This is a genomic window from Amycolatopsis iheyensis (assembly GCF_024703995.1).
Lineage (GTDB): Bacteria > Actinomycetota > Actinomycetes > Mycobacteriales > Pseudonocardiaceae > Amycolatopsis > Amycolatopsis iheyensis.
Genome location: NZ_JAMXQV010000049.1, coordinates 18,936 through 41,801 on the forward strand (window position 1 = coordinate 18,936; position 22,866 = coordinate 41,801).

At 71.1% G+C, this 22,866-nt stretch carries 23 protein-coding genes; 11 read left to right on the top strand and 12 right to left on the bottom strand.

Features of this window, described 5'->3' with window-relative positions:
- Position 1: 1 nt before the first annotated feature.
- Together M8542_RS48135 and M8542_RS48140 are read right to left on the bottom strand one after the other, a co-directional pair.
- Positions 2-1,660, bottom strand: coding sequence for a GMC family oxidoreductase N-terminal domain-containing protein (locus tag M8542_RS48135; protein ID WP_257927152.1), 1,659 nt, complete (start codon positions 1,658-1,660; stop codon positions 2-4).
- On the bottom strand, positions 1,660-3,123 hold the full coding sequence (locus tag M8542_RS48140) for a flavin-containing monooxygenase (protein ID WP_257927153.1): 1,464 nt from the start codon (positions 3,121-3,123) through the stop codon (positions 1,660-1,662). The genes M8542_RS48135 and M8542_RS48140 overlap by 1 nt, the downstream gene beginning before the upstream one ends.
- A gap of 90 nt (positions 3,124-3,213) precedes the next feature.
- On the opposite strand from M8542_RS48140, the gene M8542_RS48145 reads away from it, so the two are divergent.
- Positions 3,214-3,906 (top strand): barstar family protein, encoded by a 693-nt coding sequence (locus tag M8542_RS48145; protein ID WP_257927154.1) that lies wholly within the window; start codon positions 3,214-3,216, stop codon positions 3,904-3,906.
- Here M8542_RS48145 and M8542_RS48150 read toward each other — a convergent pair.
- Entirely contained in the window at positions 3,884-4,978 is a 1,095-nt protein-coding gene (locus M8542_RS48150) for a winged helix DNA-binding domain-containing protein (RefSeq protein WP_257927155.1), read from the bottom strand. The two genes, M8542_RS48145 and M8542_RS48150, sit on opposite strands and share 23 nt — an antisense overlap.
- Positions 4,979-5,057: 79 nt before the next feature.
- On the opposite strand from M8542_RS48150, the gene M8542_RS48155 reads away from it, so the two are divergent.
- Complete coding sequence (locus M8542_RS48155) at positions 5,058-6,113, top strand: AraC family transcriptional regulator (protein ID WP_257927156.1); 1,056 nt, start codon at positions 5,058-5,060, stop codon at positions 6,111-6,113.
- Here M8542_RS48155 and M8542_RS48160 read toward each other — a convergent pair.
- Positions 6,034-6,705 carry a TetR/AcrR family transcriptional regulator gene (locus M8542_RS48160; protein ID WP_257927157.1) on the bottom strand — a complete coding sequence of 224 codons (672 nt, stop codon included), beginning with the start codon at positions 6,703-6,705 and terminating at the stop codon, positions 6,034-6,036. The genes M8542_RS48155 and M8542_RS48160 overlap by 80 nt on opposite strands.
- A gap of 172 nt (positions 6,706-6,877) precedes the next feature.
- Here M8542_RS48160 and M8542_RS48165 point away from each other — a divergent pair, with 172 nt between their 5' ends.
- Complete coding sequence (locus tag M8542_RS48165; protein ID WP_257927158.1) at positions 6,878-7,189, top strand: hypothetical protein; 312 nt, start codon at positions 6,878-6,880, stop codon at positions 7,187-7,189.
- Between the two features lies 1 nt (position 7,190).
- Here M8542_RS48165 and M8542_RS48170 read toward each other — a convergent pair whose 3' ends face one another.
- The 3 genes from M8542_RS48170 to paaI are packed head-to-tail and all read right to left on the bottom strand — an operon-like array spanning position 7,191 to position 9,468.
- Complete coding sequence (locus tag M8542_RS48170; protein ID WP_257927159.1) at positions 7,191-7,781, bottom strand: TetR/AcrR family transcriptional regulator; 591 nt, start codon at positions 7,779-7,781, stop codon at positions 7,191-7,193.
- A complete protein-coding gene (gene paaK, locus M8542_RS48175; RefSeq protein WP_257927160.1) occupies positions 7,778-9,055 on the bottom strand; it encodes a phenylacetate--CoA ligase PaaK in 1,278 nt (425 codons plus the stop codon). Before paaK ends, M8542_RS48170 begins: the two co-directional genes overlap by 4 nt.
- Positions 9,052-9,468, bottom strand: coding sequence for a hydroxyphenylacetyl-CoA thioesterase PaaI (paaI, locus tag M8542_RS48180; RefSeq protein ID WP_257927161.1), 417 nt, complete (start codon positions 9,466-9,468; stop codon positions 9,052-9,054). The genes paaK and paaI overlap by 4 nt, the downstream gene beginning before the upstream one ends.
- A 170-nt stretch (positions 9,469-9,638) precedes the next feature.
- Here paaI and paaZ point away from each other — a divergent pair, with 170 nt between their 5' ends.
- From paaZ to paaE, 6 genes are read left to right on the top strand one after another with little or no spacing between them, the layout of a single operon-like run.
- On the top strand, positions 9,639-11,669 hold the full coding sequence (gene paaZ, locus M8542_RS48185) for a phenylacetic acid degradation bifunctional protein PaaZ (RefSeq protein WP_257927162.1): 2,031 nt from the start codon (positions 9,639-9,641) through the stop codon (positions 11,667-11,669).
- Positions 11,666-12,601: a 1,2-phenylacetyl-CoA epoxidase subunit PaaA gene (gene paaA, locus M8542_RS48190; RefSeq protein WP_257927163.1), complete on the top strand. Its 936-nt coding sequence runs from the start codon at positions 11,666-11,668 to the stop codon at positions 12,599-12,601. The genes paaZ and paaA overlap by 4 nt, the downstream gene beginning before the upstream one ends.
- 38 nt (positions 12,602-12,639) lie before the next feature.
- Entirely contained in the window at positions 12,640-12,954 is a 315-nt protein-coding gene (paaB, locus tag M8542_RS48195) for a 1,2-phenylacetyl-CoA epoxidase subunit PaaB (RefSeq protein WP_257927174.1), read from the top strand.
- On the top strand, positions 12,951-13,808 hold the full coding sequence (paaC, locus tag M8542_RS48200; protein ID WP_257927164.1) for a 1,2-phenylacetyl-CoA epoxidase subunit PaaC: 858 nt from the start codon (positions 12,951-12,953) through the stop codon (positions 13,806-13,808). Before paaB ends, paaC begins: the two co-directional genes overlap by 4 nt.
- Positions 13,802-14,290: a 1,2-phenylacetyl-CoA epoxidase subunit PaaD gene (gene paaD, locus M8542_RS48205; protein ID WP_257927165.1), complete on the top strand. Its 489-nt coding sequence runs from the start codon at positions 13,802-13,804 to the stop codon at positions 14,288-14,290. Before paaC ends, paaD begins: the two co-directional genes overlap by 7 nt.
- A 1-nt stretch (position 14,291) precedes the next feature.
- Positions 14,292-15,341 carry a 1,2-phenylacetyl-CoA epoxidase subunit PaaE gene (paaE, locus tag M8542_RS48210; protein WP_257927166.1) on the top strand — a complete coding sequence of 350 codons (1,050 nt, stop codon included), beginning with the start codon at positions 14,292-14,294 and terminating at the stop codon, positions 15,339-15,341.
- Here paaE and M8542_RS48215 read toward each other — a convergent pair whose 3' ends face one another.
- The 5 genes from M8542_RS48215 to ccrA form a co-directional block, all read right to left on the bottom strand.
- The gene (locus tag M8542_RS48215; RefSeq protein ID WP_257927167.1) at positions 15,342-16,811 is read right to left on the bottom strand and encodes a TIR domain-containing protein; all 1,470 of its coding nucleotides are present in this window, start codon (positions 16,809-16,811) and stop codon (positions 15,342-15,344) included. It lies immediately after the preceding gene.
- Between the two features lie 88 nt (positions 16,812-16,899).
- Positions 16,900-18,015 carry an adenylate/guanylate cyclase domain-containing protein gene (locus M8542_RS48220; protein WP_257927168.1) on the bottom strand — a complete coding sequence of 372 codons (1,116 nt, stop codon included), beginning with the start codon at positions 18,013-18,015 and terminating at the stop codon, positions 16,900-16,902.
- A 4-nt stretch (positions 18,016-18,019) separates the two neighbouring features.
- On the bottom strand, positions 18,020-18,472 hold the full coding sequence (locus tag M8542_RS48225) for a universal stress protein (protein ID WP_257927169.1): 453 nt from the start codon (positions 18,470-18,472) through the stop codon (positions 18,020-18,022).
- Positions 18,473-18,565: 93 nt separating this feature from the next.
- Complete coding sequence (locus M8542_RS48230; protein WP_372508804.1) at positions 18,566-19,729, bottom strand: coiled-coil domain-containing protein; 1,164 nt, start codon at positions 19,727-19,729, stop codon at positions 18,566-18,568.
- Positions 19,730-19,893: 164 nt separating this feature from the next.
- Entirely contained in the window at positions 19,894-21,234 is a 1,341-nt protein-coding gene (gene ccrA, locus M8542_RS48235) for a crotonyl-CoA carboxylase/reductase (RefSeq protein ID WP_257927171.1), read from the bottom strand.
- A gap of 204 nt (positions 21,235-21,438) precedes the next feature.
- Here ccrA and M8542_RS48240 point away from each other — a divergent pair, with 204 nt between their 5' ends.
- Complete coding sequence (locus M8542_RS48240; protein WP_257927172.1) at positions 21,439-21,807, top strand: SPW repeat protein; 369 nt, start codon at positions 21,439-21,441, stop codon at positions 21,805-21,807.
- 36 nt (positions 21,808-21,843) lie between these two features.
- Positions 21,844-22,416 (top strand): TetR/AcrR family transcriptional regulator, encoded by a 573-nt coding sequence (locus tag M8542_RS48245; RefSeq protein WP_257927173.1) that lies wholly within the window; start codon positions 21,844-21,846, stop codon positions 22,414-22,416.
- Positions 22,417-22,866: the final 450 nt, after the last annotated feature.

Sequence of the window (22,866 nt, forward strand, 5' to 3'; positions counted from 1 at the left end):
GCTAGCGGGGCGTGATCGGCAGCCGAAGCGCGCCCGGCGCCTCCGACGGCACCGCCGGGTTCTTCGGCGCCACTGCCGCCACGCGCTGGTAAGCCGAGCCCAGCGAAGGCCGCGGGTCCGCTTCACCGTGGTTCGGCCAGAACGCCATCGCGCGCTCGGCCTGCGCGGTGATCGTCAACGACGGGTTCACGCCCAGGTTCGCCGAGATCGCCGAACCGTCCACCACGTGCAGCCCCGGGTAGCCGTAAAGCCGCTGGTAGGGATCGACGACGCCGGTGCCGGGTGAGTCGCCGATCGTGCAGCCGCCGATGAAGTGGCCCGTGATCGGGATGTTCGCCAGGTCCGTCCACGCGCCCTGCGGCAGCCCGCCGATCTTCTCGGCCACCCGGCGGGTCACCTCGTGGCCCGCCGGAATCCAGGATGGTGACGGCTGCCCGGCGCCCTGGCGCGTGGTCATCCGGCGGCCGAACAGGCCGCGTTTCGTGTACGTCGTCACGGAGTTGTCGAGGGTCTGCATGACCAGCAGGCCGATCATGCGCTCCGACCAGTGCCGCGGGTTGTGGATCCGCAGCAGGTTCCGCCGCTGCTTCCAGAGTTCGCGCAGTCCCAGCACCCACCGGCGCCGCCCCGGCGAACCGTCCACGAGCACCGTCGCCATCAGGCCCATCACGTTGCTGCCGCGGCCGTACCGCACCGGCTCCACGTGCGTGACGTCGTCCGGGTGGATCGACGACGTGATCGCGACGCCGCGCGTGTAGTCGGTGTCCGACCGCAGTGACCGCGCCGCCAGGACGGCCTCGGAGTTCGTGCGCGCCAGCAACCCCAGCCGCGGCGACAAGTGCGGGAGAGTTCCGTTGTCGCGCAGGCGGTGCAGCAGCCGCTGCGTCCCGAGCGCGGCCGCCGAGAACACCACCTGCGTCGCCGTGAACGTCCGGCGGGAGCGGCGGCCGGTGCGTCGCGTTTCGACCGCGTACCCGCCTTCGATCGGCCGCACCGACACCGCGGTCGTCAAGGGGTGCACCACCGCGCCGGCGCGCTCGGCGAGGTACAGGTAGTTCTTGACGGTCGTGTTCTTCGCCCCGACCCGGCAGCCGGTCATGCACTCACCGCACAGCGTGCACGACGTGCGCTTCGGTCCCGCGCCACCGAAGAAGGGGTCCACTCCGGACTGTCCGAAGTAGACGCCGACCGGGGTGCGCCGGTAGGTGTGCCCGATGCCCAGGTCGTCGGCCACCTCGCGAAGCACCCGGTCCGCGGCCGTCGTCGCCGGGTTCTCGACCACGCCCAGCATCCGCTTGGCCTGGTCGTAGTACGGCGCCAGCTCGTCCTTCCAGTCCGTGATGTGCGCCCACTGCGGGTCTTCGTAGAACTTGTCCGGCGGCTCGTACAGCGTGTTCGCGTACACCAGCGAACCCCCGCCGACGCCGGAGCCGCTCATCACGAACGTGTTCTTCAGCAACGTCAGCCGCTGGATGCCGAAGCACCCCAGCGCGGGCGCCCACAGGTACTTCCGCAGCCGCCACGACGTCTTCGCGAACTCGTCGTCGGCGAACCGGCGGCCGGTCTCCAGCACGCCGACGCGGTAGCCCTTTTCGGTCAGCCGCAACGCCGTGACGCTGCCGCCGAAGCCCGACCCGATCACGAGGACGTCGTAGTCCATCACGCCACCACCCGGAAGTCGCCCGCGTCGAAGCGCCGGGTCCGGCGGTCGTACTCGGTGACCAGGCCCGGCCAGTTGGTCGTGACCCGGCCGTCGGCCTGGCGGTACCAGCTGGTGCAGGCGGTCCACACGCTGTGGCCGAGGCGCTGCTGCACCTCGTCGTCGTAGCGCTCCTCGACCTCCGGCTTGACGTCCACATAGGACACGCCGGGGCGCGCGAGCTGTTCGACCGCCTGGCGGATGTAGCGGGCCTGGCGCTCGATCATGTAGATGATGGAGCCGGCGCCGAGGTTCGTGTTCGGCCCGTAGACGCAGAACATGTTGGGGAAGCCCGGCACGGCGATGCCCAGGTAGGCTCGCGCGCCGCCGGACCACTCATCGCCGAGCGATCGGCCGCCGAGCCCGCGCACATCGATCCGGCCGAGGAAGTCCTTCGCGGCGAACCCGGTGCCGTACACCAGGACGTCCGCCTCGACCTCGGCGCCGCCCTCGACCCGCACGCCCTTTTCGGTGATTTCGGTGATCCGCCGCGTTTCGACGTCGACGTCGGGCCGCGCCAGCGCGGGCAGGTAGTCGTTGGTGAACAGGATCCGCTTGCAGCCCAGGGGATAGGCGGGCTTCAGCTTCGCCCGCAGCTCCGGGTCCTTGATGTGGCGGTGACGCAGCTGGGCGGTCCGCAGCTCGAACATCTTCGCCAGCAGGGGGTGCTTCGTCATCGCGTACGTCGCGTACTCGGCGAGCAGGAAGATCCGCAGCCGGCCGAGCAGCTGCGTCGGCGGCAGGTGCTCGAACAGCCAGTGCTGCCAGCGCCGGTAGGTCGGGTCGGACTTCGCCATGACGTAGGGCGGCGTGCGCTGGAAGACGGTGACGTGCTGCGCGCGCTTGCGCACCTCGGGCACGAACTGGACGGCGCTGGCCCCGGTCCCGATGACGGCGACGCGCTTGCCGGTCAGGTCGACGTCGTGGTCCCAGCGCGCCGAGTGGAAGGCGTCCCCGGCGAAGGTGTCCCGGCCCGGGATGTCCGGCAGCACGGGCCGCGACAGCTGCCCGACGGCCGGGACGAAGACGGTGGCCTCGTAGGTTTCGCCGCTTTTCGTCTCGACGTTCCAGGTGCCGGTGGTCTCGTCGAACGCGGCCCCGGTGACCTCGGTGTCGTAGTGGATGTGCGGTTCGAGGCCGTACTTGGCGATGACGCCGCGCAGGTAGGCGAGGATGTCCGGCTGGTGCGAGAAGCGCTTCGGCCACCGCGGGTTCGGCTCGAAGGAGTAGGAGTAGAGCGGCGACGGGATGTCGCACGCGGCGCCGGGGTAGGTGTTGTCGCGCCAGACCCCGCCGGGCTCGGCGGCGCTCTCCAGGATCGTGAAGTCGGTGAACCCGGCGCGCTTCAGTTCGATCGCCGTCCCGATGCCGCCGAACCCGGTGCCCACGATCAGCACCGACGGCCCCTTCGCCGAACTACTCATGGAGGAAAAGCTACGCAGCGGACGCCTGTGACAACAGGCCACGAACGGTCACTCGATCGAGAATTCCGGCCAGCGTAGAGTCACGCAGCTGTGCGAGTCGTACGACCTCGATACGTCCTGGTGGAGGACGACGGCGAGCGCCGGATCCCGTGCGCGGACGCCGACCGGGTGTTCTCCGGCCGGCCGGGCGACCCGGTCTGGCTGCTGGGCTGCGACCTGCCGGACGACCTGCTCGACCGGCTGAACGCCGGGCGCCGGGTCCCGCCGTTCGTGTGCTCGTTCGAGGTGATCGACCGCTTCGGGCTCGAGACGTGTCTGGGCCTGGTGACGTTCGACGTCGCCGAGTGGTCGCCGTCCGGCGGCGGGCACGTCGACCTCGCGCTGCGCTCGTCGCTGCACGACCCGCCGCGACCGGCCGGACAGGCGGTCTGGGACCAGTGGTTCGACGGCGGCCCGCCGGTGAAGAACCTTTGGGCGGGCCACGACCGCACCGAGTGGCTCCGCGCCGCGCTGGCGCACCGCTTCGACGGACCGGACCTGCCGCCGGGGGAGACCTACCGGCTCGACGGAACGCACCTCACCGATCTGATGAGCTACTACTGCGCACTCGGCGAAGCGGTCAACGGCCCGGGCGGTTACTTCGGCTGGAACCTCGGCGCGGTCGAGGACTGCCTTCGCGGCGGCTTCGGCGCGACACGGCCGTTCACCCTCGTCGGACCGGTGGCGACCGAAGCCCGCGAAGTGCTCGAAGAACTCGGCATCACGCTGCGGCCAGCACCCTGACCTCCCGAGTCTCCGCCGCGGGCTCCGCCCAGCTCAGCAACCGACCGGCCTCGCTCTCCAAGGCCGCCACATCGCGCTTCGCCAGCTTCTCGAACGGCGACAGCTCGACCACCGCCGCCTTGCGCTCCTTCCGCAGCTCCCAGAACCCGCGTACCAGTCCGCCGACCAGCAGTGTTCCCTTGACCAGGCCGTTCTGCGTGATCACCCGCTTCCGGTACTCGTCGGAAATCACCCGCGTCCGGTCCGCGTACGAGAGGATCATCTGGTCGAACGGCCCCAGCAGCCGCGGCGGCGCCGGAACGTCCTCGGCCGGCAGGGTCAGCTCCGGCAGGTCGATCAGCTCCCGGCCGTCCGGGTCCCGGTACCGCCGCAGGTCCATCGACGACGCCACCTCGCCCAGCCGCGTGATGCCCGCCCACGCCTGGACGTCGGCCACCGTCGCCGGGCCGAACGCGCGCAGGTAGCGCGCGATCAGCGACGACGGCGAAGGCGTGGAAAGCGGCGAGCCGACCCAGGAGTCCAGGCACGCGTACGTCGTCTGGCCGGCCTTGCCCCAGATCGCCCGCGGCGGGGTCTGCACCAGCGGCAGCCGGCCGCGCGCGAGGTGCGTCAAGGAGGCCGCCGGGACAGCCCAGCGGCGCGCCAGCGAGGCACCCAGCTCGGTGCTCGACAACGGCGAAGCGGCCAGCAGCTCGCGCGCCGACGAGGCGACGAGGTCGTGGTCCAGCCCCGCCAGCGCGCCCGCGTGCTGCGTGTTCGTCTTCAGGTCGCGGTCGTAGAGCACCTGCACCACCGGCCGCCACGCCAGCGCGTCCGCCGCGGTGACCAGGTGGACGGTGCCGCGCATCAGCGCGATCCGGACCACGCGCCGCTCTTCCAGCAGCGCCGCCAGCTCGGCCGGCTGGAACCCGTGCAGCCGCGACCACAGTGCGTAGTACGGCGGGAACGGCGCCTGCGCCTGCAGGCCGGCGAGCTGCTCCACAGCGTCGTACGCCGACATCTTCACGCGCCGCAGCAGCAGCTGGCGCTCCAGCGTCGCGCGGTTCAGGGCCCGCCGGCTCAAGGTCTCCACGTCGTCACCCTAACGATCACCCCGGACAGTTCCGGTCCTCGATTCGACGTCGCAACGGCCGTCATCCATACTTCCGGCCATGGTCGAGCTCGCCGCGCCCGCCGTCGGGGACTGGGACTTCCCGCGCGGCACCGCGAGCATCGAGCTGATGACCCGGTTCGCCGCCGACCGCGGCCTGGCCGCCGAGAAGCTGCTGGCCGCGACGACGCTCTCGCCGGAGCTGCTCGCCGACCCCGCGGTCCAGGTCGACGCGCGCCAGGAGCTGGCCGTCGTCCGCGCGCTGGCCGAGCTCGACGGCTCGGACGCGACGGCGCTGGCGCTCGGCCGCCGCTACCGCGTCACCACCTTCGGCATCTTCGGCTTCGCGTGCATCAGCAGCCCGACGCTGCGCGACGCGATGCTGTTCGCCCTGCGCTACTTCGACCTCAGCTTCGCCTTCTGCATCCCGCACGTCGAGGTCGACGGCGGCCGCCTGACGCTGGAGCTCGACGACAGCCGCGTGCCCGCCGACGTCGCGCGGTTCCTCGTGCTGCGCGACCTGTCCGCGATCTTCACCGTCATGCGCGACCTGCTGCCGGAGATCCAGCTGGACGACCTGGGGTTCCGGCACGAGACCTCCACAGTGGACGGCTACGAGCGGACGTTCGGCCTGGTCCCGCGCTTCGGCGCCGACGCCTGCCGCGCGACGCTCGACCCGGCCCTGCTCACCCTGCCGCTGCCGCAGGCCAACGAGCAGACCGTCGCCCTGTGTGCCATGCAGTGCGAACAGCTCGTCGCGCGCAAGCGGGAGCGCACGGGCATCTCGCAGCAGGTCCGCGAGCGGCTGGTCCGGCTCGGCGGCGTCGACGCCGGGATGGACGAGATCGCCCGCCAGCTGACGCTCAGCACGCGCACGCTGCGCCGGCGGCTGACCGAAGCGGGCACCAGCTACCGCGCGCTGGTCGACGAAGTGCGTCAGACGCTGGCCGAGGAGCTGCTCGACACGGGGGTGCTGTCGGTCGAGGACGTCGCCTACCGGCTCGGGTACGCCGAGGCCTCGAGCTTCATCTACGCGTTCAAGCGCTGGACCGGGATGACGCCGGCGGCGTTCGCCCGCCGGTTCCGCGCCGCTCGGCAAGCACCGCCGGGTAGGTGAGCTTCAGCAGGTTGAGGATCGAATCGGTGAGGAAGGTGCGCAGCGCCGCGCGGTCGAGCGTGCCGCGGATCAGCCACTCGCGCGACGCCGCGCGCAGCAGCCCGCCGAACGACCGGATCATCGCGCGCAGCTCTTCGCGGCCCTCGGTCACGCCGGTCATCAGCGCGGCCTCCAGCACGCGGTCGGCGGCGATCTCGTCGGCCTCCAGCATGATCCGCTCGATCTCGGGGTCGCGCCCGGCGGCTTCCGGCCCGATCACCGTGAGCCAGGCGTCGCGGTTGCGGTCCACGACGTCGATCCAGCGTTCGACGCCGATCGCGAGCCGCTGCTCCATCGTGGTGTCCGGCAGGGCTTCGGTGACCGGCGCGGGCACGATCATCAGCTGCCGCACCACTTCCAGGTAGAGCTCGCGCTTGCCGCCGAAGTAGTGGTTGATGAGCGGGCGCGCCACCCCGGCCGCCTCGGCGATGTCCGAAGTGGACACCGACGCGTAGCTGCCGGCGCCGAAGAGGTGCCGCGCGGCGGCGAGGATCTCCGCCCGCCGTTCGGCCGGTTCGAGCCGGCGGCGCCGGGGCCGGGTCCCACTGGTCATCCGCTCAGCCTCGCGCGTAGTTGACCTCTCGTCAAGAGAGTGGCTTCCGGTGGCGGGCAAGCGGTGTTTCGCGCCAACCTTTGTCGTTACGCAACCGGAACAACCCGCCGGTAACTTCCCGGCGTCCGGATGCGACGAGACGGCAGGGACCCGCGACCGGGGGCAGGAGCAGATGGACGAAGAAGGCGCGCCGATTCGGCCGGCCGGACGCTGGGTGAGCGTCCGCCTGCAGCATCGCCACGTCAGCTTCGACGAGGAGTTCGAGGCCGACGAGCCCCTGCCCGACGGCGACTGCGCGGACGAGGAATCCCTGTCGTACTCCGGTATCGTGATCACGAGCTACAACGAGGGCGCGAAAGTGTCCGAGCGCTGGATCCCCCTGGGCGTGGACCCGTCCGAAGCGGACGACGAGCGGTTGATCGGGCAACTGCGGGATGCGTTGCTGTGGCAGGCGGGCCGGCCGCCCCAGGCCGCGGGGGAGTGACCTACTCCGTGCGCAGGCCTTCGAAAGCCACCTTGCACACCGCGTCCGCCACCTCGGTCGCCGAGGAGCCGCGCCGTGGCTTGTACCACTCGATCAACGAGTTCACCATGCCGAAGATGAGCCGCGCGATCACCGCCGGGTCGACGTCCGGGCGGATGTCGCCCTCCGCCTCCGCCTGCTTCACCAGGTCGGTCACCAGCCGGTCGAACTCGCGGCGCCGGGTCAGCGCCGCCCGCTCCACCTTCGTGTTGCCCCGCACGCGAAGCAGCAGCGTGACGAACGGGAGCCGGTCGGCCAGCACCAGCACGCTGCCGCGCACCAGGTGCTCCAGCCGGTCGATCGCACGCCCGTCCAGCCGGTCGGTCGAGGCGGCGACCTCGAACAACCCGTCCAGCGCCCGGTCCACCGACAGCCGCAGCAGCTCCTCCTTGCTGGGCACGTGGTGGTAGATCGCGGACTTCGTGATGCCGAGCTTGCGGGACAGGTCCTCCATGCTCGTGCCGTCGTAGCCGCGCTCGTTGAACAGCTTCACCGCCACCTGCAGCAGTGATTCGAGGTCGTAGCCGGGCCGCCCGCGCCGCGGCGCCGTCACGGCCGCTCCCGCTGGTCGACGATCCGCCGCATCTTGCCCATTGACCGCTCCAGGGTGTCCGGGTCGACGACGTCCACCGACACCGTCACCCCGACGCCGTCCTTCACCTGCGAAACCAGGGCGGCGGCAGCCTCCGAACGCATCGCGCCGGAAGCGTCGTGCCGCGCCTCGACCAGCACGGTCAGGTGGTCGAGCCGCCCGCGCGTGGAGCGGACGAGCTGGAAGTGCGGGCTCAGCCCCTCGGTCCGCAGCACGATCTCCTCGATCTGGGTCGGGAAGACGTTGACCCCGCGCAGGATGATCAGGTCGTCGGTGCGCCCGGTGACCTTGTCCATCCGCCGGAACGCCGGGCGCGCCGTGCCCGGGCGCAACGCGGTCAGGTCGCGCGTGCGGTAGCGGATGATCGGCAGCGCCTGCTTGGTCAGCGACGTGAAGAGCAGCTCGCCGGTCTCGCCCGACTCGAGCACTTCTTCGGAGTACGGGTCGATCACCTCGGGGTAGAAGTGGTCCTCCCAGATGTGCAGGCCGTCCTTCGTCTCGACGCACTCCTGCGCGACGCCCGGGCCCATCACCTCGGACAGCCCGTAGATGTCGACGGCGTCGAGCGCGAACCGCTCCTCGATCTCGGCGCGCATCTGCTCGGTCCACGGCTCGGCGCCGAAGATGCCCACCTTCAAGGAAGAAGCACGCGGGTCGACACCCTGGCGCTCGAACTCGTCGAGCAGCGTCAGCATGTACGACGGCGTGACCATGATGATCTCGGGTTTGAAGTCGGTGATGAGCTGTACCTGGCGCGCGGTCATGCCGCCCGACGCGGGGATCACCGTGCAGCCGAGCTTTTCGGCGCCGTAGTGCGCGCCCAGGCCGCCGGTGAACAGGCCGTACCCGTAGGCGACGTGCACCTTGTGGCCCGGGCGGCCGCCCGCGGCGTGGATCGACCGGGCCATCACGGTCGCCCAGGTGTCGATGTCCCGCTCGGTGTAGCCGACGACAGTGGCCTTGCCGGTGGTGCCGCTGGAGGCGTGGATGCGGCGCACCTCCGCCTGCGGCACGGCGAACATCCCGAACGGGTAGTTCTCACGCAGGTCCTGCTTGGTCGTGAAGGGGAACTTCGCCAGGTCGGCGAGCTCCTTGCAGTCGTCCGGGTGGACGCCGGCCGCGTCGAACTTGCGCGTGTACGCCGGCACGTTCGCGTACGCGTGTCTGAGCGTCCACTGCAGACGTTCCAGCTGGAGTGCGGCCAGCTCGTCCGCGCCGATGTTCGCCTCGATCATGCTCGGTCCCGTTTCGCGGAGATGGCGCGGCTGCGGCCGCGGAATTCGGCGACGACCTCGGGCCCGCCGGGGGTCTCCCGGTGCACGGTGACGTCGTAGATGCCGTTGCGGCCGTAGCGGGTGCGCTCGGCGGCCGTCGCGACGAGGTGGTCGCCGAGCTTCCCGGCGGCGACGAACGAGATTTCGGCGCCCGCGGCCACGGTCACCGGGCCGTGGGTGTTGCAGGCGCAGGCGAAGGCGGTGTCGGCCAGCAGGAAGACGTACCCGCCGTGGGCGATGTCGTGGCCGTTGACCATCGCGCGCGTGATCGTCATGGTCGCGACGGCCCGGCCTTCGCCCGCTTCGACGAGTTCGATGCCCAGCGCGCGCGACGCCTCGTCGGCGGCGAACATGGTGTGCGCTGCGTTGGTCATCGACCCTCCGAACTGACTGACCGAATGGACGGTCACCTGGCGGTGTCGGCCCAGTAAAGGCAGTGCTTGGAGCCGTGTCAAGCATCGCCCCTTCCGATCTCCGTGGCCAGCGGCTACCATGGCAATTACTGAACGTCCGGTAGGTAATTCGGCGGGAGAGGTCGGAACTGATGGCATTGCTGCGCAGCTACGTCTCCGGGGAGTGGCACACGGCGGCGGGCGAAGGCGCCCCCCTGCACGACGCCGCCACCGGCGAGGAGGTCGCCCGGATCTCCTCCGAGGGCGTCGACTTCGCGGGGGCGCTGGAGTTCGGCCGCCGTGTCGGCGGGCCGGCCCTGCGCGAGCTGACGTTCCACCAGCGCGCGGCCCTGCTGAAGGCCCTGGCCTCGCACCTGCGCGAGCACCGCGAGGAGCTGTACGCACTCTCCGCGCGCACCGGCGCCACGCTCGGTGACTCGAAGTTCGACATCGACGGCGGCATCGGCGTCCTGTTCAGCTACGGCTCCAAGGGCAAGCGCGAGCTGCCGAACGACACCGTCTACGTCGAAGGCAACGTCGAGCCGCTCAGCAAGGGCGGCACGTTCGTCGCCCAGCACATCGCGACCCCGCTGCGGGGGGTCGCCGTCCAGATCAACGCGTTCAACTTCCCGGTGTGGGGGCCGCTCGAGAAGTTCGCGCCCGCCTTCCTGGCCGGCGTGCCGAGCCTGGTCAAGCCGGCCAGCTCGACGGCGTACCTGACCGCGCGCCTGGTCGAGCTGATCGTCGAGTCCGGGATCCTGCCCGAGGGGTCGCTGCAGTTCGTCGCCGGCAGCGTCGGTGACCTGCTCGACCACGTGACCGCGCAGGACCTGGTGTCGTTCACCGGCTCGGCGTCGACCGCGCAGAAGCTGCGTGCGCACCCGGCGATCGTGCGGAACTCGGTCCGGTTCAACGCCGAGGCCGACTCCCTGAACTGCTCGATCCTCGGCCCGGACGCCGTCCAGGGCACCGCGGAGTTCGACCTGTTCGTCAAGCAGCTGACCAGCGAGATGACGGTCAAGGCGGGCCAGAAGTGCACCGCCATCCGCCGTGCGTTCGTCCCGGCCGCGCTGCTCGACGACGTCGCCGCGGCCGCTTCCGCGCGGCTCGCGAAGGTGACCGTCGGCAACCCGGCCGCCGAAGGGGTCCGGATGGGTGCGCTGGCCAGCCTGGAGCAGCGCGAGGAGGTCCGGCGCTCGCTCAAGGCGCTGCTGGACGCCGGCAGTGTCGTGTTCGGCGACCCGGAGCAGGTCGACGTCGTGGACGCCGACGCCGAGCGCGGCGCGTTCATCTCCCCGGTGCTGCTCAAGGCCGACCCGGAGCGCTCCGAGCCGCACGAGGTCGAGGCGTTCGGCCCGGTCTCGACGCTGATGCCGTACACGTCCACCGAGCAGGTCGTCGAGCTGGCCGCCCGCGGCGGCGGCAGCCTGGCCGGGTCGGTGGTCTCCGCCGACCAGGAGTTCGTGCGCGAGGTCGTCCTGGGTGCGGCGCCGTACCACGGCCGGCTGCTCGTCCTCGACGCCGAAGACGCGAAGGAGTCCACCGGCCACGGCTCGCCGATGCCGCAGCTGGTCCACGGCGGCCCCGGGCGCGCTGGTGGCGGCGAGGAGATGGGCGGCATCCGCGGCGTGCTGCACCACATGCAGCGCACGGCGGTCCAGGGCTCGCCCGCGGTGCTCGCGTCGGTGACCGGCCGCTGGGTGACCGGCGCGCCGCGCACCGAAAGCGACGTCCACCCGTTCCGGAAGTCCCTCGCGGAGCTTCGCATCGGTGACTCCGTCGTCGCCGGGCCGCGGACGGTCAGCCAGGAGGACGTCGACCACTTCGCCGAGTTCACCGGCGACACGTTCTACGCCCACACCGACCCCGCGGCCGCGGCCGCGAACCCGCTGTTCGGCGGGATCGTCGCGCACGGCTACCTGGTCGTCTCGTTCGCCGCGGGCCTGTTCGTCTCGCCCGAGCCGGGCCCGGTGCTGGCCAACTACGGCCTGGAGAACCTGCGGTTCCTCACGCCGGTCAAGGTCGGCGACTCGCTGACGGTGACGCTCACCGCCAAGCAGATCACCCCGCGGATCGACCAGGAGTACGGCGAGGTCCGCTGGGACGCCGACGTCACCAACGCCGACGGCGAGTCCGTCGCCAAGTACGACGTCCTCACCCTGGTGTCGAAGGAGCAGCCGTGACGGCCACCGTTTCCCTCGAAGAGCATTTCGAAGCGACGATCGAGCGCGACCAGCGCATCGAGCCGCGCGACTGGGTGCCCGAGGGCTACCGCAAGACGATGATCCGCCAGATCGCGCAGCACGCGCACTCGGAGATCATCGGGATGCAGCCCGAAGGCAACTGGATCACGCGGGCGCCGTCCTTGCGGCGCAAGGCGATCCTGCTGGCGAAGGTCCAGGACGAAGCCGGCCACGGCCTCTACCTGTACTCCGCGGCGGCGACGCTGGGCGCCGACCGCGCGGACCTGACCGACAAGCTCATCACCGGCAAGCAGAAGTACTCGTCGATCTTCAACTACCCGACGCTGACCTTCGCCGACGTCGGCGTGATCGGCTGGCTGGTCGACGGCGCGGCGATCTGCAACCAGGTGCCGCTGTGCCGGTCGTCGTACGGGCCGTACGCGCGGGCGATGATCCGGATCTGCAAGGAAGAGTCGTTCCACCAGCGGCAGGGTTACGAGCTGCTGATGACGATGATGCGCGGGACGCAGCAGCAGCGTGACATGGTCCAGGAGGCCGTGAACCGCTGGTGGTGGCCGTCGCTGATGATGTTCGGCCCGCCGGACGCCGATTCGCCGAACACCGCGCAGTCGATGGCGTGGAAGGTCAAGCGCCACACCAACGACGAGCTGCGGCAGCGCTTCGTCGACATGTCGATCCCGCAGGCCGAGGCGCTGGGCGTGACGTTCCCGGACCCGGACCTGAAGTGGAACGCCGAGCGCGGGCACTACGACTTCGGCGCGGTCGACTGGGCCGAGTTCAAGAACGTGTTGAAGGGCAACGGCCCGTGCAACGCCTCGCGGGTCGCGCACCGGCGCGCCGCGCACGAAGACGGGGCGTGGGTCCGCGAAGCCGCGGTGGCGCACGCGGCCAAGAAGGAGGAGCGCAAGTGAGCGACCTGACGGCCGAAGGCGGCCACGGCGCGGTGCCGCTGGAAGGCGTTCCCGCCGAGCCCGGGCCGGTCAAGCACGACTGGCCGCTGTACGAGGTGTTCGTCCGCGGCAAGCGCGGCCTGAACCACGTGCACGTCGGCTCGCTGCACGCGGCCGACGACGAGATGGCGCTGCACCACGCGCGTGACCTCTACACCCGCCGCAACGAAGGCGTGTCGATCTGGGTCGTGCGCGCCGCGGACATCACGGCGTCGTCGCCGGACGAGAAGGACCCGTTCTTCGCGCCGAGCGGCGACAAGGTCTACCGCCACCCGACGTTCTACGACATCCCCGAGGAGGTGCCGCACATATGAGTTTCGACAACGTCTACGAGTCGCTGACCGAGGAGAACGACGCCCGCTGGGCGTTCGGCACCGGCTTCGAGGACCCGCTGTCCGGAGTGGACACGTCGGTGCCGTCCGGTGTGGACGGTGCGGCGCTGGCGGCTTACTGCCTGATGCTGGGCGACGACGCGCTGATCTTCTCCCACCGGCTGCAGGAGTGGTGCACCAACGCGCCCGAGCTGGAGGACGAGGTCGCGATCGCGAACATCGGCCTCGACCTGCTCGGCCAGGCGCGGCTGCTGCTCGCCCGCGCCGGCAAGGCCGACGGCTCGTCGCGCACGGAGGACTCGTTCGCGTTCCTGCGCGCGGAGAACGAGTTCCGCAACGTCCGGCTCGCGGAGCTGGGCGGCGGGCACTTCGGGCACCTGATCGCGCGGCTGTTCGTGTTCTCGACCTGGCGGCTGGCGTTGTTCCAGCGGTTGGTGTCGTCGGTGGACCCGGTGCTGGCGGCGATCGCGGACAAGGGCGTCAAGGAGCTGACCTACCACCGCGACTACGCGGCGCAGTGGCTGGTCCGCCTCGGCGACGGGACCGCGTTGTCGCACGAGCGGATGCAGGAGGGGCTCGACGCGGCGTGGCCGTACGTCGGCGAGCTGTTCCGCACGCACGCTCTCGAGTTCGTCGACGCGGCTTCGCTGCGGCCGGAGTTCGACGCGGTCCTGGACCAGGTCCTCGCGGCTTCGACCCTGTCCCGGCCTTCGTCCGGCGAGCTGGCCGGCGTGTCGGGCCGCACGGGCCGCGACGGCGTCCACACCGAGCAGATGGGCTTCCTGCTGGCGGAGCTGCAGAGCGTCGCCCGCGCGATGCCGGACGCGAAATGGTGACGGCGGCGGCGGTCGCGGCCACCGTCACCGACCCGGAGCTGCCGATGCTGACCCTGGCGGACCTCGGTGTGCTGCGGTCGGTGGCGGAGTCCGGTGGCCGCGTCGTCGTGGCGATCACGCCGACGTACACGGGGTGCCCGGCGATGGACACCATGCGCGACGACCTGGAGCACGCGCTGGTTTCGGCGGGTTTCGCGGACGTCGAGATCCGCACGCAGCTGACGCCGGCGTGGACGTCGGACTGGATTTCGGCTTCCGGCCGGGAAAAGCTGGCTGCGGCCGGCATCGCCCCACCGGGCGCGGCACCGCGGCACTCGGGCCCGATCCCGCTGACGCTGTCGGCGCCGGTTTCCGCGGTGCGCTGCCCGCTGTGCGGGTCGGCGGACACCGAGGAGCAGTCCCGCTTCGGCGCGACGGCGTGCAAGGCGCTGCGGCGCTGCCGTTCGTGCTCCGAGCCGTTCGAACACGTCAAGGAGATCTGAGGTGGCGTTTCACCCCCTGAAGGTCGCGGGCGTCGCGCGGTTGTGCGACGACGCGGTCGCCGTGACGTTCGACGTGCCTGCCGCGTTGTCCGCGGACTATGACTTCAAGCCGGGCCAGTCGCTGACCCTGCGGCGCTCGGTCGAGGGCCGCGACGAGCGCCGGTCGTACTCGATCTGCGCCCCGGCGGGCGCGGCCCCCCGGGTGGGTGTCCGCCTGGTCCCGGACGGCCTGTTCTCGTCGTGGCTGGTGAACGAGGTCCGCGCGGGCGACACGATCGAGGTCGCGACGCCCACGGGTTCGTTCACCCCGGACCTGTCTTCGGGCGGTCACCACGTGCTGATCGCGGCGGGCTCGGGCATCACGCCGGTGCTGTCGATCGTGTCGTCGCTGCTGGCCACGCCGGACGCGACGGTGACGGTGCTGTACGGCAACCGCCGCACGGACACGGTGATGTTCGCGGACGAGCTGGCGGACCTGAAGGACCGCGCGCCCTCGCGTCTGGAGCTGATCCACGTGCTGTCGCGCGAGCCGCGCGAGGCGGAGCTGTTCACGGGGCGCCTGGACGTGCCGAAGCTGCGTGCGCTGTTCTCGTCGTTGGTGCCGGTGTCCACTGTGGACCACTGGTGGCTGTGCGGCCCGTTCGAGATGGTGACGGGCGCGCAGGAGCTGCTGACGTCCTTGGACGTGCCGTCGTCGAAGGTGCACCAGGAGCTGTTCTACGTGGACACGCCCCCGGAGCCGGTCGCGCATCTCGATCCGGACGTGGAGGGGGAGTCCTCGGAGGTTCGCGTCGTCCTGGACGGCCGGTCGTCGACGATGACGTTGCCGCGGACGTCGTCGGTGCTGGACGGCGCGCAGAAGTTCCGCCCGGACCTGCCCTTCGCCTGCAAGGGCGGGGTGTGCGGGACGTGCCGCGCCCGGGTGACCGACGGGAAGGTGGACCTGCGCCGCAACTTCGCGCTGGAGGAGGCGGAGGTGGCGGCGGGCTTCGTGCTGACGTGCCAGTCCTACCCGGTCTCGGAGGAGGTCACGGTCGACTTCGACGCCTGATCAGCGGAGGGCCTCGGCCAGGTCGGACTCGTCGGCGTCCAGGAATCCCCAGCCACGAGCCATCCTGGTCAAGGCTTTCGCCGACCAGGCACGCCGGTTGTCGCGATCGAGCCCGATCGGGTCGAACACGGTCACCGCGCCCTGCGGGCTCGGCCGGCCGTCCGACTTCCCGAACACCGACAGGTCGACCACGTCGAGCAGGCTGCGGCCCTCGTCGTTCGTCTTGATCTGCAGCTCGATCGACGGGGACCCGAGCAGCGGGGCGGGTTCGGCATCGGGCACGACGGCGCCGGGCACGACGACGGTGGCGGCGTCCCACTCCGCCGTCCACAACTCGACGATCTGCTCGGCCGTGATCCGGAGATCGGGTGCCGGCAAGCTCACCTGGGCCTCGACCGAAACCGTGATCGCCGACGACACGGCGCCGGGCAGCATCACCCGCACGGCCGCGCGAACGGCCATCCGGCCGTCGGCGGGATTCGACGACGGCTGTTCGTACCAGGCCTGACTTCCGGACTGGTGGACGTTCGGCCCGCTCGCCCGCTCCCACTGCTCGTCCGCCTGCCGCCCGGGGTCCAGGCTCCGGGTCAGCACGCTGAGTTCGGTGCGCGGCAGCGCCGCTTCGATCCGCCGGCGGGTTCGCCCGGTGATTTCGAGGTCGTCGTCCGGTGGCCAGGGCAGCGTGGCGATGGCGCGCACCGTCAGGTCCGCGGGCCCGGCCAAGGGCAGCCGGAACGCCTCGCGGGCGTTCGGGCTCAGCCTCGGTTCGGGCTTCCGCCGCGCCGGCGGCCCGGCGGGGAGCGGGCCGGGAATGGTCACGGCCCCCATGCTCCCGGCTTGGATCACCGTGCCGGTGACGGTGCCGTTGACCACGTTCCGGACGCCGGAGGAGGCCGGTTTCTCGCGGGGCGCCGGAGCCTGGTGGGGCACCGGAGCGGCCGGCGGGAGTGGCCGTGGCGCCAGCACCGGCACCACGCCCAGTGGCGGCTCGACGATCTCGGGCTGGTCGGTGAGCACGCGCAGGAGCGGTTCCGCGCCTTCGACGGTGAAGTCCGAGACGGTGTAGACCGTCGAGGAGGCGGGGGCCAGGAAGTCCGGCACGCCGGCCGTGCTCTGGCCGGGCAGCACGACGGGCAGGAACCGGTGCATCGCGTCCTGTTCGGCGTAGAACGCGTCGCGGATCAGCCGGGCTTCCCACTGGACGCCGCGTCCCCGGTCCGGCCCGCTCCGGCCCTCCGCGCGTTCGCGGTACGCGGGGGAAGCGATCACCAGGATGTAGTCCGCTTCCCGGACCTGCTGACCCATCCACAACGTCCAGTCGAGCCGCCGGTCCGCCACACCGAGGTCGAGCCGGGCGTCGATGCCGCAAGTGCGCAGGAACGTCCACAGACGCCGCACGGCCTCGTCGTGCGCGGGGTCTGCCGGATCCCGGGCGTAGGAGATGAACACGACGAGCGGTTGCCCTGTCACGAATCCACCTCTCCGCTTCGGCCACGGAAGAGGCAAGTTTACCGACTCGGGGGACCGGCGTCGGCCGCGGCACGAGCTTCGTCGCGGGTCAGCGGATGCGTCCTCGCCGACGGCGGCGAGGACGTGGCTCGGTCTCGTCTTCGGCCGGCGCGTCCGACGGGACGGCCTCGGTGAGGCCCATCATCTCCGCGGCCAGGTGCTGCGAACTCGCGAACATCCCCGTCGGCGCCTCGGCGGCCCGGCGCAGCGCCGCCGGCCGGAGGCGGTTGTACCCGCGGACCGTCACCGGACGGCGGACCCGCAGCTCGTACGCCTTCTCGTCCGCGAGCTCCGTCGCCAGCTCGCGGTCCACCAGGATCGTGCCCGGGCGCGCCACCGACGTCAGGCGGGCCGCCAGGTTGACCACCGAGCCGTACACGTCCCCGAAGCGCGACAGGATCCGGCCCGACGCCATGCCCGCGCGGACCGCCGGGAGGCTCTCGTCGGCCGTGGTCCGCTCGGTCAGCGTCAGGGCGATCTCCGCCGCGTCCGCCGCCGAGTCGGCGACGAACAGCACCTCGTCGCCGATCATCTTCACCACGCGGCCGTGGTGGTCGGCGATCACCTCCGTCGCCAGCGTCTCGAACGCGTCCAGCACCCGGCTGAGCTCGTCCTCGCCGATCTGGCGGGTCAGGCGCGTGTAGCCGACCATGTCGACGAAGCCGACCACCTGGGTCCGCGTCTCGAGCTGCTCGTCCGGGGCCGCGAACGCCCGCCCGGCGTAGGCCGCCAGGTGCCGGCGCCAGACGAAGTTCTGCACCTGTTCCAGCTCCGGCAGCAGCCGGTCGACCAGGCGCGTCACCTGGCGCTCGCTGCGGCCCAGCTCCGGCTGCTCGCGGATCAGCTCCCAGAGCATCTCGACCTGCCACTCGGCCAGCCGCGACAGGTGCTGGCCGAGCGCGCGCGTCACCGACACCTCGATGCTCGGGTCGATCAGCCCCGACTGCACCAGCTGGTCCGCCGTCCGCATCGCCTCGACGTCGGAGTCGGTGAAGACCACTTCGTCGTCGGGCACGGTCGCGAACCCCAGTGCGCGCCAAAGCCGGCGTGACCGCTCTTCGGGCACGCCGGCCTTTTCGGCCACTTCGAGCCGGGTGTACTTGCGCCGGCCGCCGAGCAGGACGCGCTCGAGCCGCTGCTGGAGCTCCTCGCTCGGGTCGGTCACCGGCTCAGGTCGTGTGGACGATCAGCACGTCCACGCCGGACTTGCGCGCCACCTCCGAGGGCACCGAGCCCAGGATCCGGCCGGCGATCGTGTTCAGGCCGCGGTTGCCGACCACCAGCAGGTCGGCCTCGCGCTCGTGCACGACCTTGCGCAGCGAGTCGACGGGGTCGCCCTTCACCGCGAGCGTGTCGATCTTTTCGGCACCGGCGCGCACCGCCCGGTCCCGCGCCGACTGCAGCGTGTCCTCGGCCGGCGCCGAGCCGACGACCTGGTACGCCTCTTCGCCGAGGACGTCCTGGGCCTTGTCGACGTCGGTCTTGCTGGCCGGGTAGTAGGCGCACGCGATGACGAGCGTCGCGCCCGCGTCGCCGGCCACCGCCGCCGCGCGGTCCACCGCCGCGAACGAGGACTCCGAGCCGTCCGTGCCCACCACCACGGTCCGATATGCCGCACCCATGCGCAAAACCTCCAGGTGATCCCGCGTGAGCAGGGACGATAGCCGGTCGGCAGCGACCGCGCAGGCTCGTCCGCGCCCGTGTCGGGTGGAAGGTTACTCGCCAGTCGCTTTCTGCGCTCCGCTCGGGCGGGGAGTGGGCTTCGGAGCCGGTTTGGGGGCGGGCTTCGGCTTGGGAACGTCGGACGCCTTGATCCGGATCGTCTCTTCGACGTCGTTCACCGGCTTCGTCTTCCCGGTGTCCGGCTTCAGGTCTTCGGCCTTGAGGTCGGCCGTGACGTCCGCGGGCACCTTGACGTCGTCGCCGAGGACGGTGTGCGCCTCGGCCAGCACCGCGCGCGCGGCGCGGACCTGCTCGGCCAGCCCGCCGCGCACCTTCCGCAGGGCGTCGACGCGCTCGTTCGCCTGGGTGATCCGCCGGTTCGACTCGTCGGTCGCGGTGGTGACGCGGCGGCGCGCCTCGTCGGCCGCTTCCGCGAGCCGGGCGTTGGCCTCGGTGATCGAGTCCTGACGGCGCTTGTTCGCCTCGGCGACCGACTCCCGCTGACGGCGGTCGATGTCGGCCTTCGCGGCCTTCTCCTCTTCGAGGACCTTCGCGCGGATGTCGGCGGCGTCCTGCGTGGCCTCCTGGACGCGGCGCGCGGCCTCGGCCTTGCTCGCGGCCTCCTGCTCGGCCAGCACCCGCATCGCCTCGGTGCGGCGCGAGGCCATCGCGATCTCGAAGTCCTCTTCGACCTTGGTGCGGCGGTCCGAGGACTCGGTGTCGAGCTTCGTGCGCTCGGCCTCGGCCTTGTCGGTGATCTCCTTGGCCTGCGCGCGGGCGTCCTCGAGCACCTTGCGGTGCTCCGCCTCCATCTCCTTGCGCCGCAGGTCGAGCTCGGTGAGCAGCTGCTCGTAGCGGGCGCGCATGGCACTCGCGTCCGTCTCGGCCTTGGCCCGGATGTGCCCGGCCTCGGCTTCGGCGCGAGCGCGCGTGTCGGCGGATTCGTCCTGCGCCAGGCGCAGCATCCGCTGAAGCCGTTCGGAGAGGCCTTCGACGCTGGTCGGCGGCTGGGCGAGCCGGTCGACCTGCCCACGCAGGTCCGCGATCTCGCCGCGCGCGATCTCCAGCTGCCGGGCCAGGTCGCCGGCCTGCGCGATGGCCGCGTCCCGGTCGGCGGTGAGCATCTTGAGGTCGCCGTCCAAGCGTTCGAGGTGCTCGTCGACCTGCGCTCGGCTGTACCCGCGCTTCGCCACGTCGAAGCCGGCTCCCAGCGGCACAAGCTCCCGTTCATCGCCAAGGCTCATGGGCCTACCGTAGTCGCAGCCGGGTCACGGAAGGGTGAGCACCCGTGCGGTGCGCCGAACGAGCCGTGTGATGCGGCGGGAGGAACTGGCCCGATCGAGCCGGACCCCGGCGGTTTCCGCCACCGGGGTCCGCCGGCTCAGGCGCCGCGGAAGGCGTTGATCCCCTCGATGTGCTTCGCGCGCTTCTCCTCGTCCCGGACGCCGAGGCCCTCCTGCGGGGCGAGCGCGAGCACGCCGACCTTGCCCTGGTGGGCGTTGCGGTGCACGTCGAGGGCGGCCTGCCCGGTCTCCTCGAGCGAGTACGTCTTCGACAGCGTCGGGTGGATCAGCCCCTTCGCGATCAGCCGGTTCGCCTCCCACGACTCGCGGTAGTTCGCGAAGTGGGAGCCGATGATCCGCTTCAGGTTCATCCACAGGTAGCGGTTGTCGTACTGGTGCATGTACCCCGACGTCGACGCGCAGGTGACGATCGTGCCGCCCTTGCGCGCGGCGTAGACGGACGCGCCGAACGTCTCGCGGCCCGGGTGCTCGAACACGATGTCCGGGTCGTCACCGCCGGTCAGCTCGCGGATCTTGGCGCCGAAGCGCTGCCACTCCTTCGGGTCCTGCTCGGTGTCGGACTTCCAGAATTTGTAGTCCTCGGCGTTGCGGTCGATGATCAGCTCGGCGCCGAGCTTCCGGCAGATCTCCGCCTTTTCGGGGCTGGAGACGACGCAGACCGGGATCGCGCCGCCGTTCAGCGCGTACTGCGTCGCGTAGGAGCCGAGGCCGCCGGACGCGCCCCAGATCAGGACGACGTCACCCTGCTTCATGTCCGCGCCGTTGCGCGAGACGAGCTGGCGGTAGGCGGTCGAGTTGACCAGGCCGGGGGAGGCGGCCTCTTCCCAGGTCAGGTGGTCCGGCTTCGGCATCAGCTGGTTGGCCTTGACCAGCGCGACCTCGGCGAGGCCGCCGAAGTTCGTCTCGAAGCCCCAGATCCGCTGCTCGGTGTCGAGCATCGTGTCGTTGTGCCCGTCCGGGCCCTCGAGCTCGACGTTCAGGCAGTGCGCGACGACCTCGTCGCCGGGCTTCCAGTTGTGCACGCCGGCGCCGGTCCGCAGCACGACACCGGACAGGTCCGAGCCGACGACGTGGTAGGGCAGGTCGTGCCGCTTGGCCAGCGGCGAGAGCTTCCCGTACTTCTTGAGGAACTTGAACGTCGGGATCGGCTCGAAGATCGACGTCCAGACGGTGTTGTAGTTGATCGCGCTGGCCATCACCGCGACCAGCGCCTCGCCCGGGCCGAGCTCGGGGACGGGCACGTCGTCGACGTGTAGTGACTTGCGGGGGTCCTTGTCCCGGCTCTCGAGGCCTTCGAACATGTCGACCTCGTCGGCGTGGACGGTCACCCCGCGGTAGCTCTCGGGGACGGGCAGGGACCCGACCGCGGCGGAGTCGCCGTTCAGGATGGCCTGCTGGATCTCGCCGAGCTGCGTCATCGGTTCCTCCGCGAAGTGGGGGTCAACGGCGTTGGCGGCAGAAATTACTCGCCGGTAACTCGCGGACACAACTGTACGAGACGGACAGCACGATTACACGTCGAACTGTGACCGATCCATCTTGACCGGCTGGCCAGTCAAGCGGATCATCGGCGGTGGGAACACCCACCCGACCAGCAGTTTCACCAACGGAGGTGAGCACGAATGAGTGAAGTCTCTACGCGCGCATGGACCCGGCCCCACGACTGGGCCGAGGTCGTCATCGGGGTGGTCGCCGCTCTTTCACCCCTTTGGCTGAGCACGGATTCGACCGCGATGTGGACGATGGTCGTCCTGGGCGCCTTGATCGCACTCGACGGCCTGGTCTCGCTGGCGATGCCGGGCATGGTTTACGGCGAAGGCATCCAGATCGCGCTCGGCGTGCTGCTGTTCATCGCGCCGTGGGTGATGGGGTACACCGAGCTGAACGGCGCTTCCTGGACGTCCTGGATCGCCGGGGTGCTGACGGTCATCGCCGGCGCGGCAGCCATGCCGGTCGCGAACGCCGCGCACCGCACGGCAGGCCAGCACTGACGCCGCACTAGCACTGAGGGACTGGGAGGCACCCGAATGACCGAGGATTCGGCGAAGGAGCGCATTCTCTGCGCCGCCGAGGCGCTCTTCGCCGAGTCCGGCTTCGACGCCACCCCGACCTCCCGCATAGCGGAGCGGGCCGGGGTCCCGAAGGGGCTGGTGCACTACTACTTCCGCCACAAGCCGGACCTGCTCACGGCGCTCGTCGAGCGCCTGCCGGACGAGCGCATCGAGCCGGCGGTGGTCGTGGTCCCCGGCGACCTGGCGGGCAGCCTGCGGCGGCTGGTCCGCGAACTCGACCACCGCTTCAGCCGGTCACTGGGCCTTTCGCACCTGCTGTGGCGCGAGGCGGACACGCACCACGTGGTCCGCGACGCGCTCCACGAGCGCTTCCAGGTGCTGGTACGCCAGGTCCGCGCGGTGATCCAGGCAGCAACCGGCGGCGGTCTGCCGCCGGCGGACGTCGACCGCGCATCAGGTCTGCTGGCCCGCGCGGTGAGCCACCGCCACGCAACGGCCCGCCATTCGGACGACGACCTCCCAGCCGAGTTCGACGGCGAGCTGACGTTCATCGCCGACGCCCTCGCTTCGAAGTCCGCGCCCGCTTAGCGGCCCGGTGGCCGGCGGCTTGGGCGCCGCCGGCCGCCGGCTGCCAGCCGCCCGCCATCGGCCACCAGCCACCGGCCGCCAGCCAGCAGCCGCCGGCGATCGGCCACCAGCCACCAGCCACCAGCCACCGGCTGCTAGCCGCCAGCCGCCAGCCACCGGCTGCTAGGCGCCAGCCGCCAGCGCTCAGCTGCGAGCCGCTGAGCCGCCAGTCATCAGCCGCCGGCGATCGGCCACCAGCCGCCAGCCGCCAGCTGCTAGCCGCCAGCGGTCAGCTGCGAGCCGCCGGCCTCCAGCCGCCGGGCCCAGCCGCTAGCGGTCAACCGCTAGTGTCCTGAGTCTTAATTTCGTGGCCAGTGTCTAGGATGCTGTGATGCCGAGCCCGAAGCTGCCGCCGTTGGTGTTGAGCGATGAGGAGCGCGAGACGTTGCTGCGGTGGTCGCGTCGCCCGAC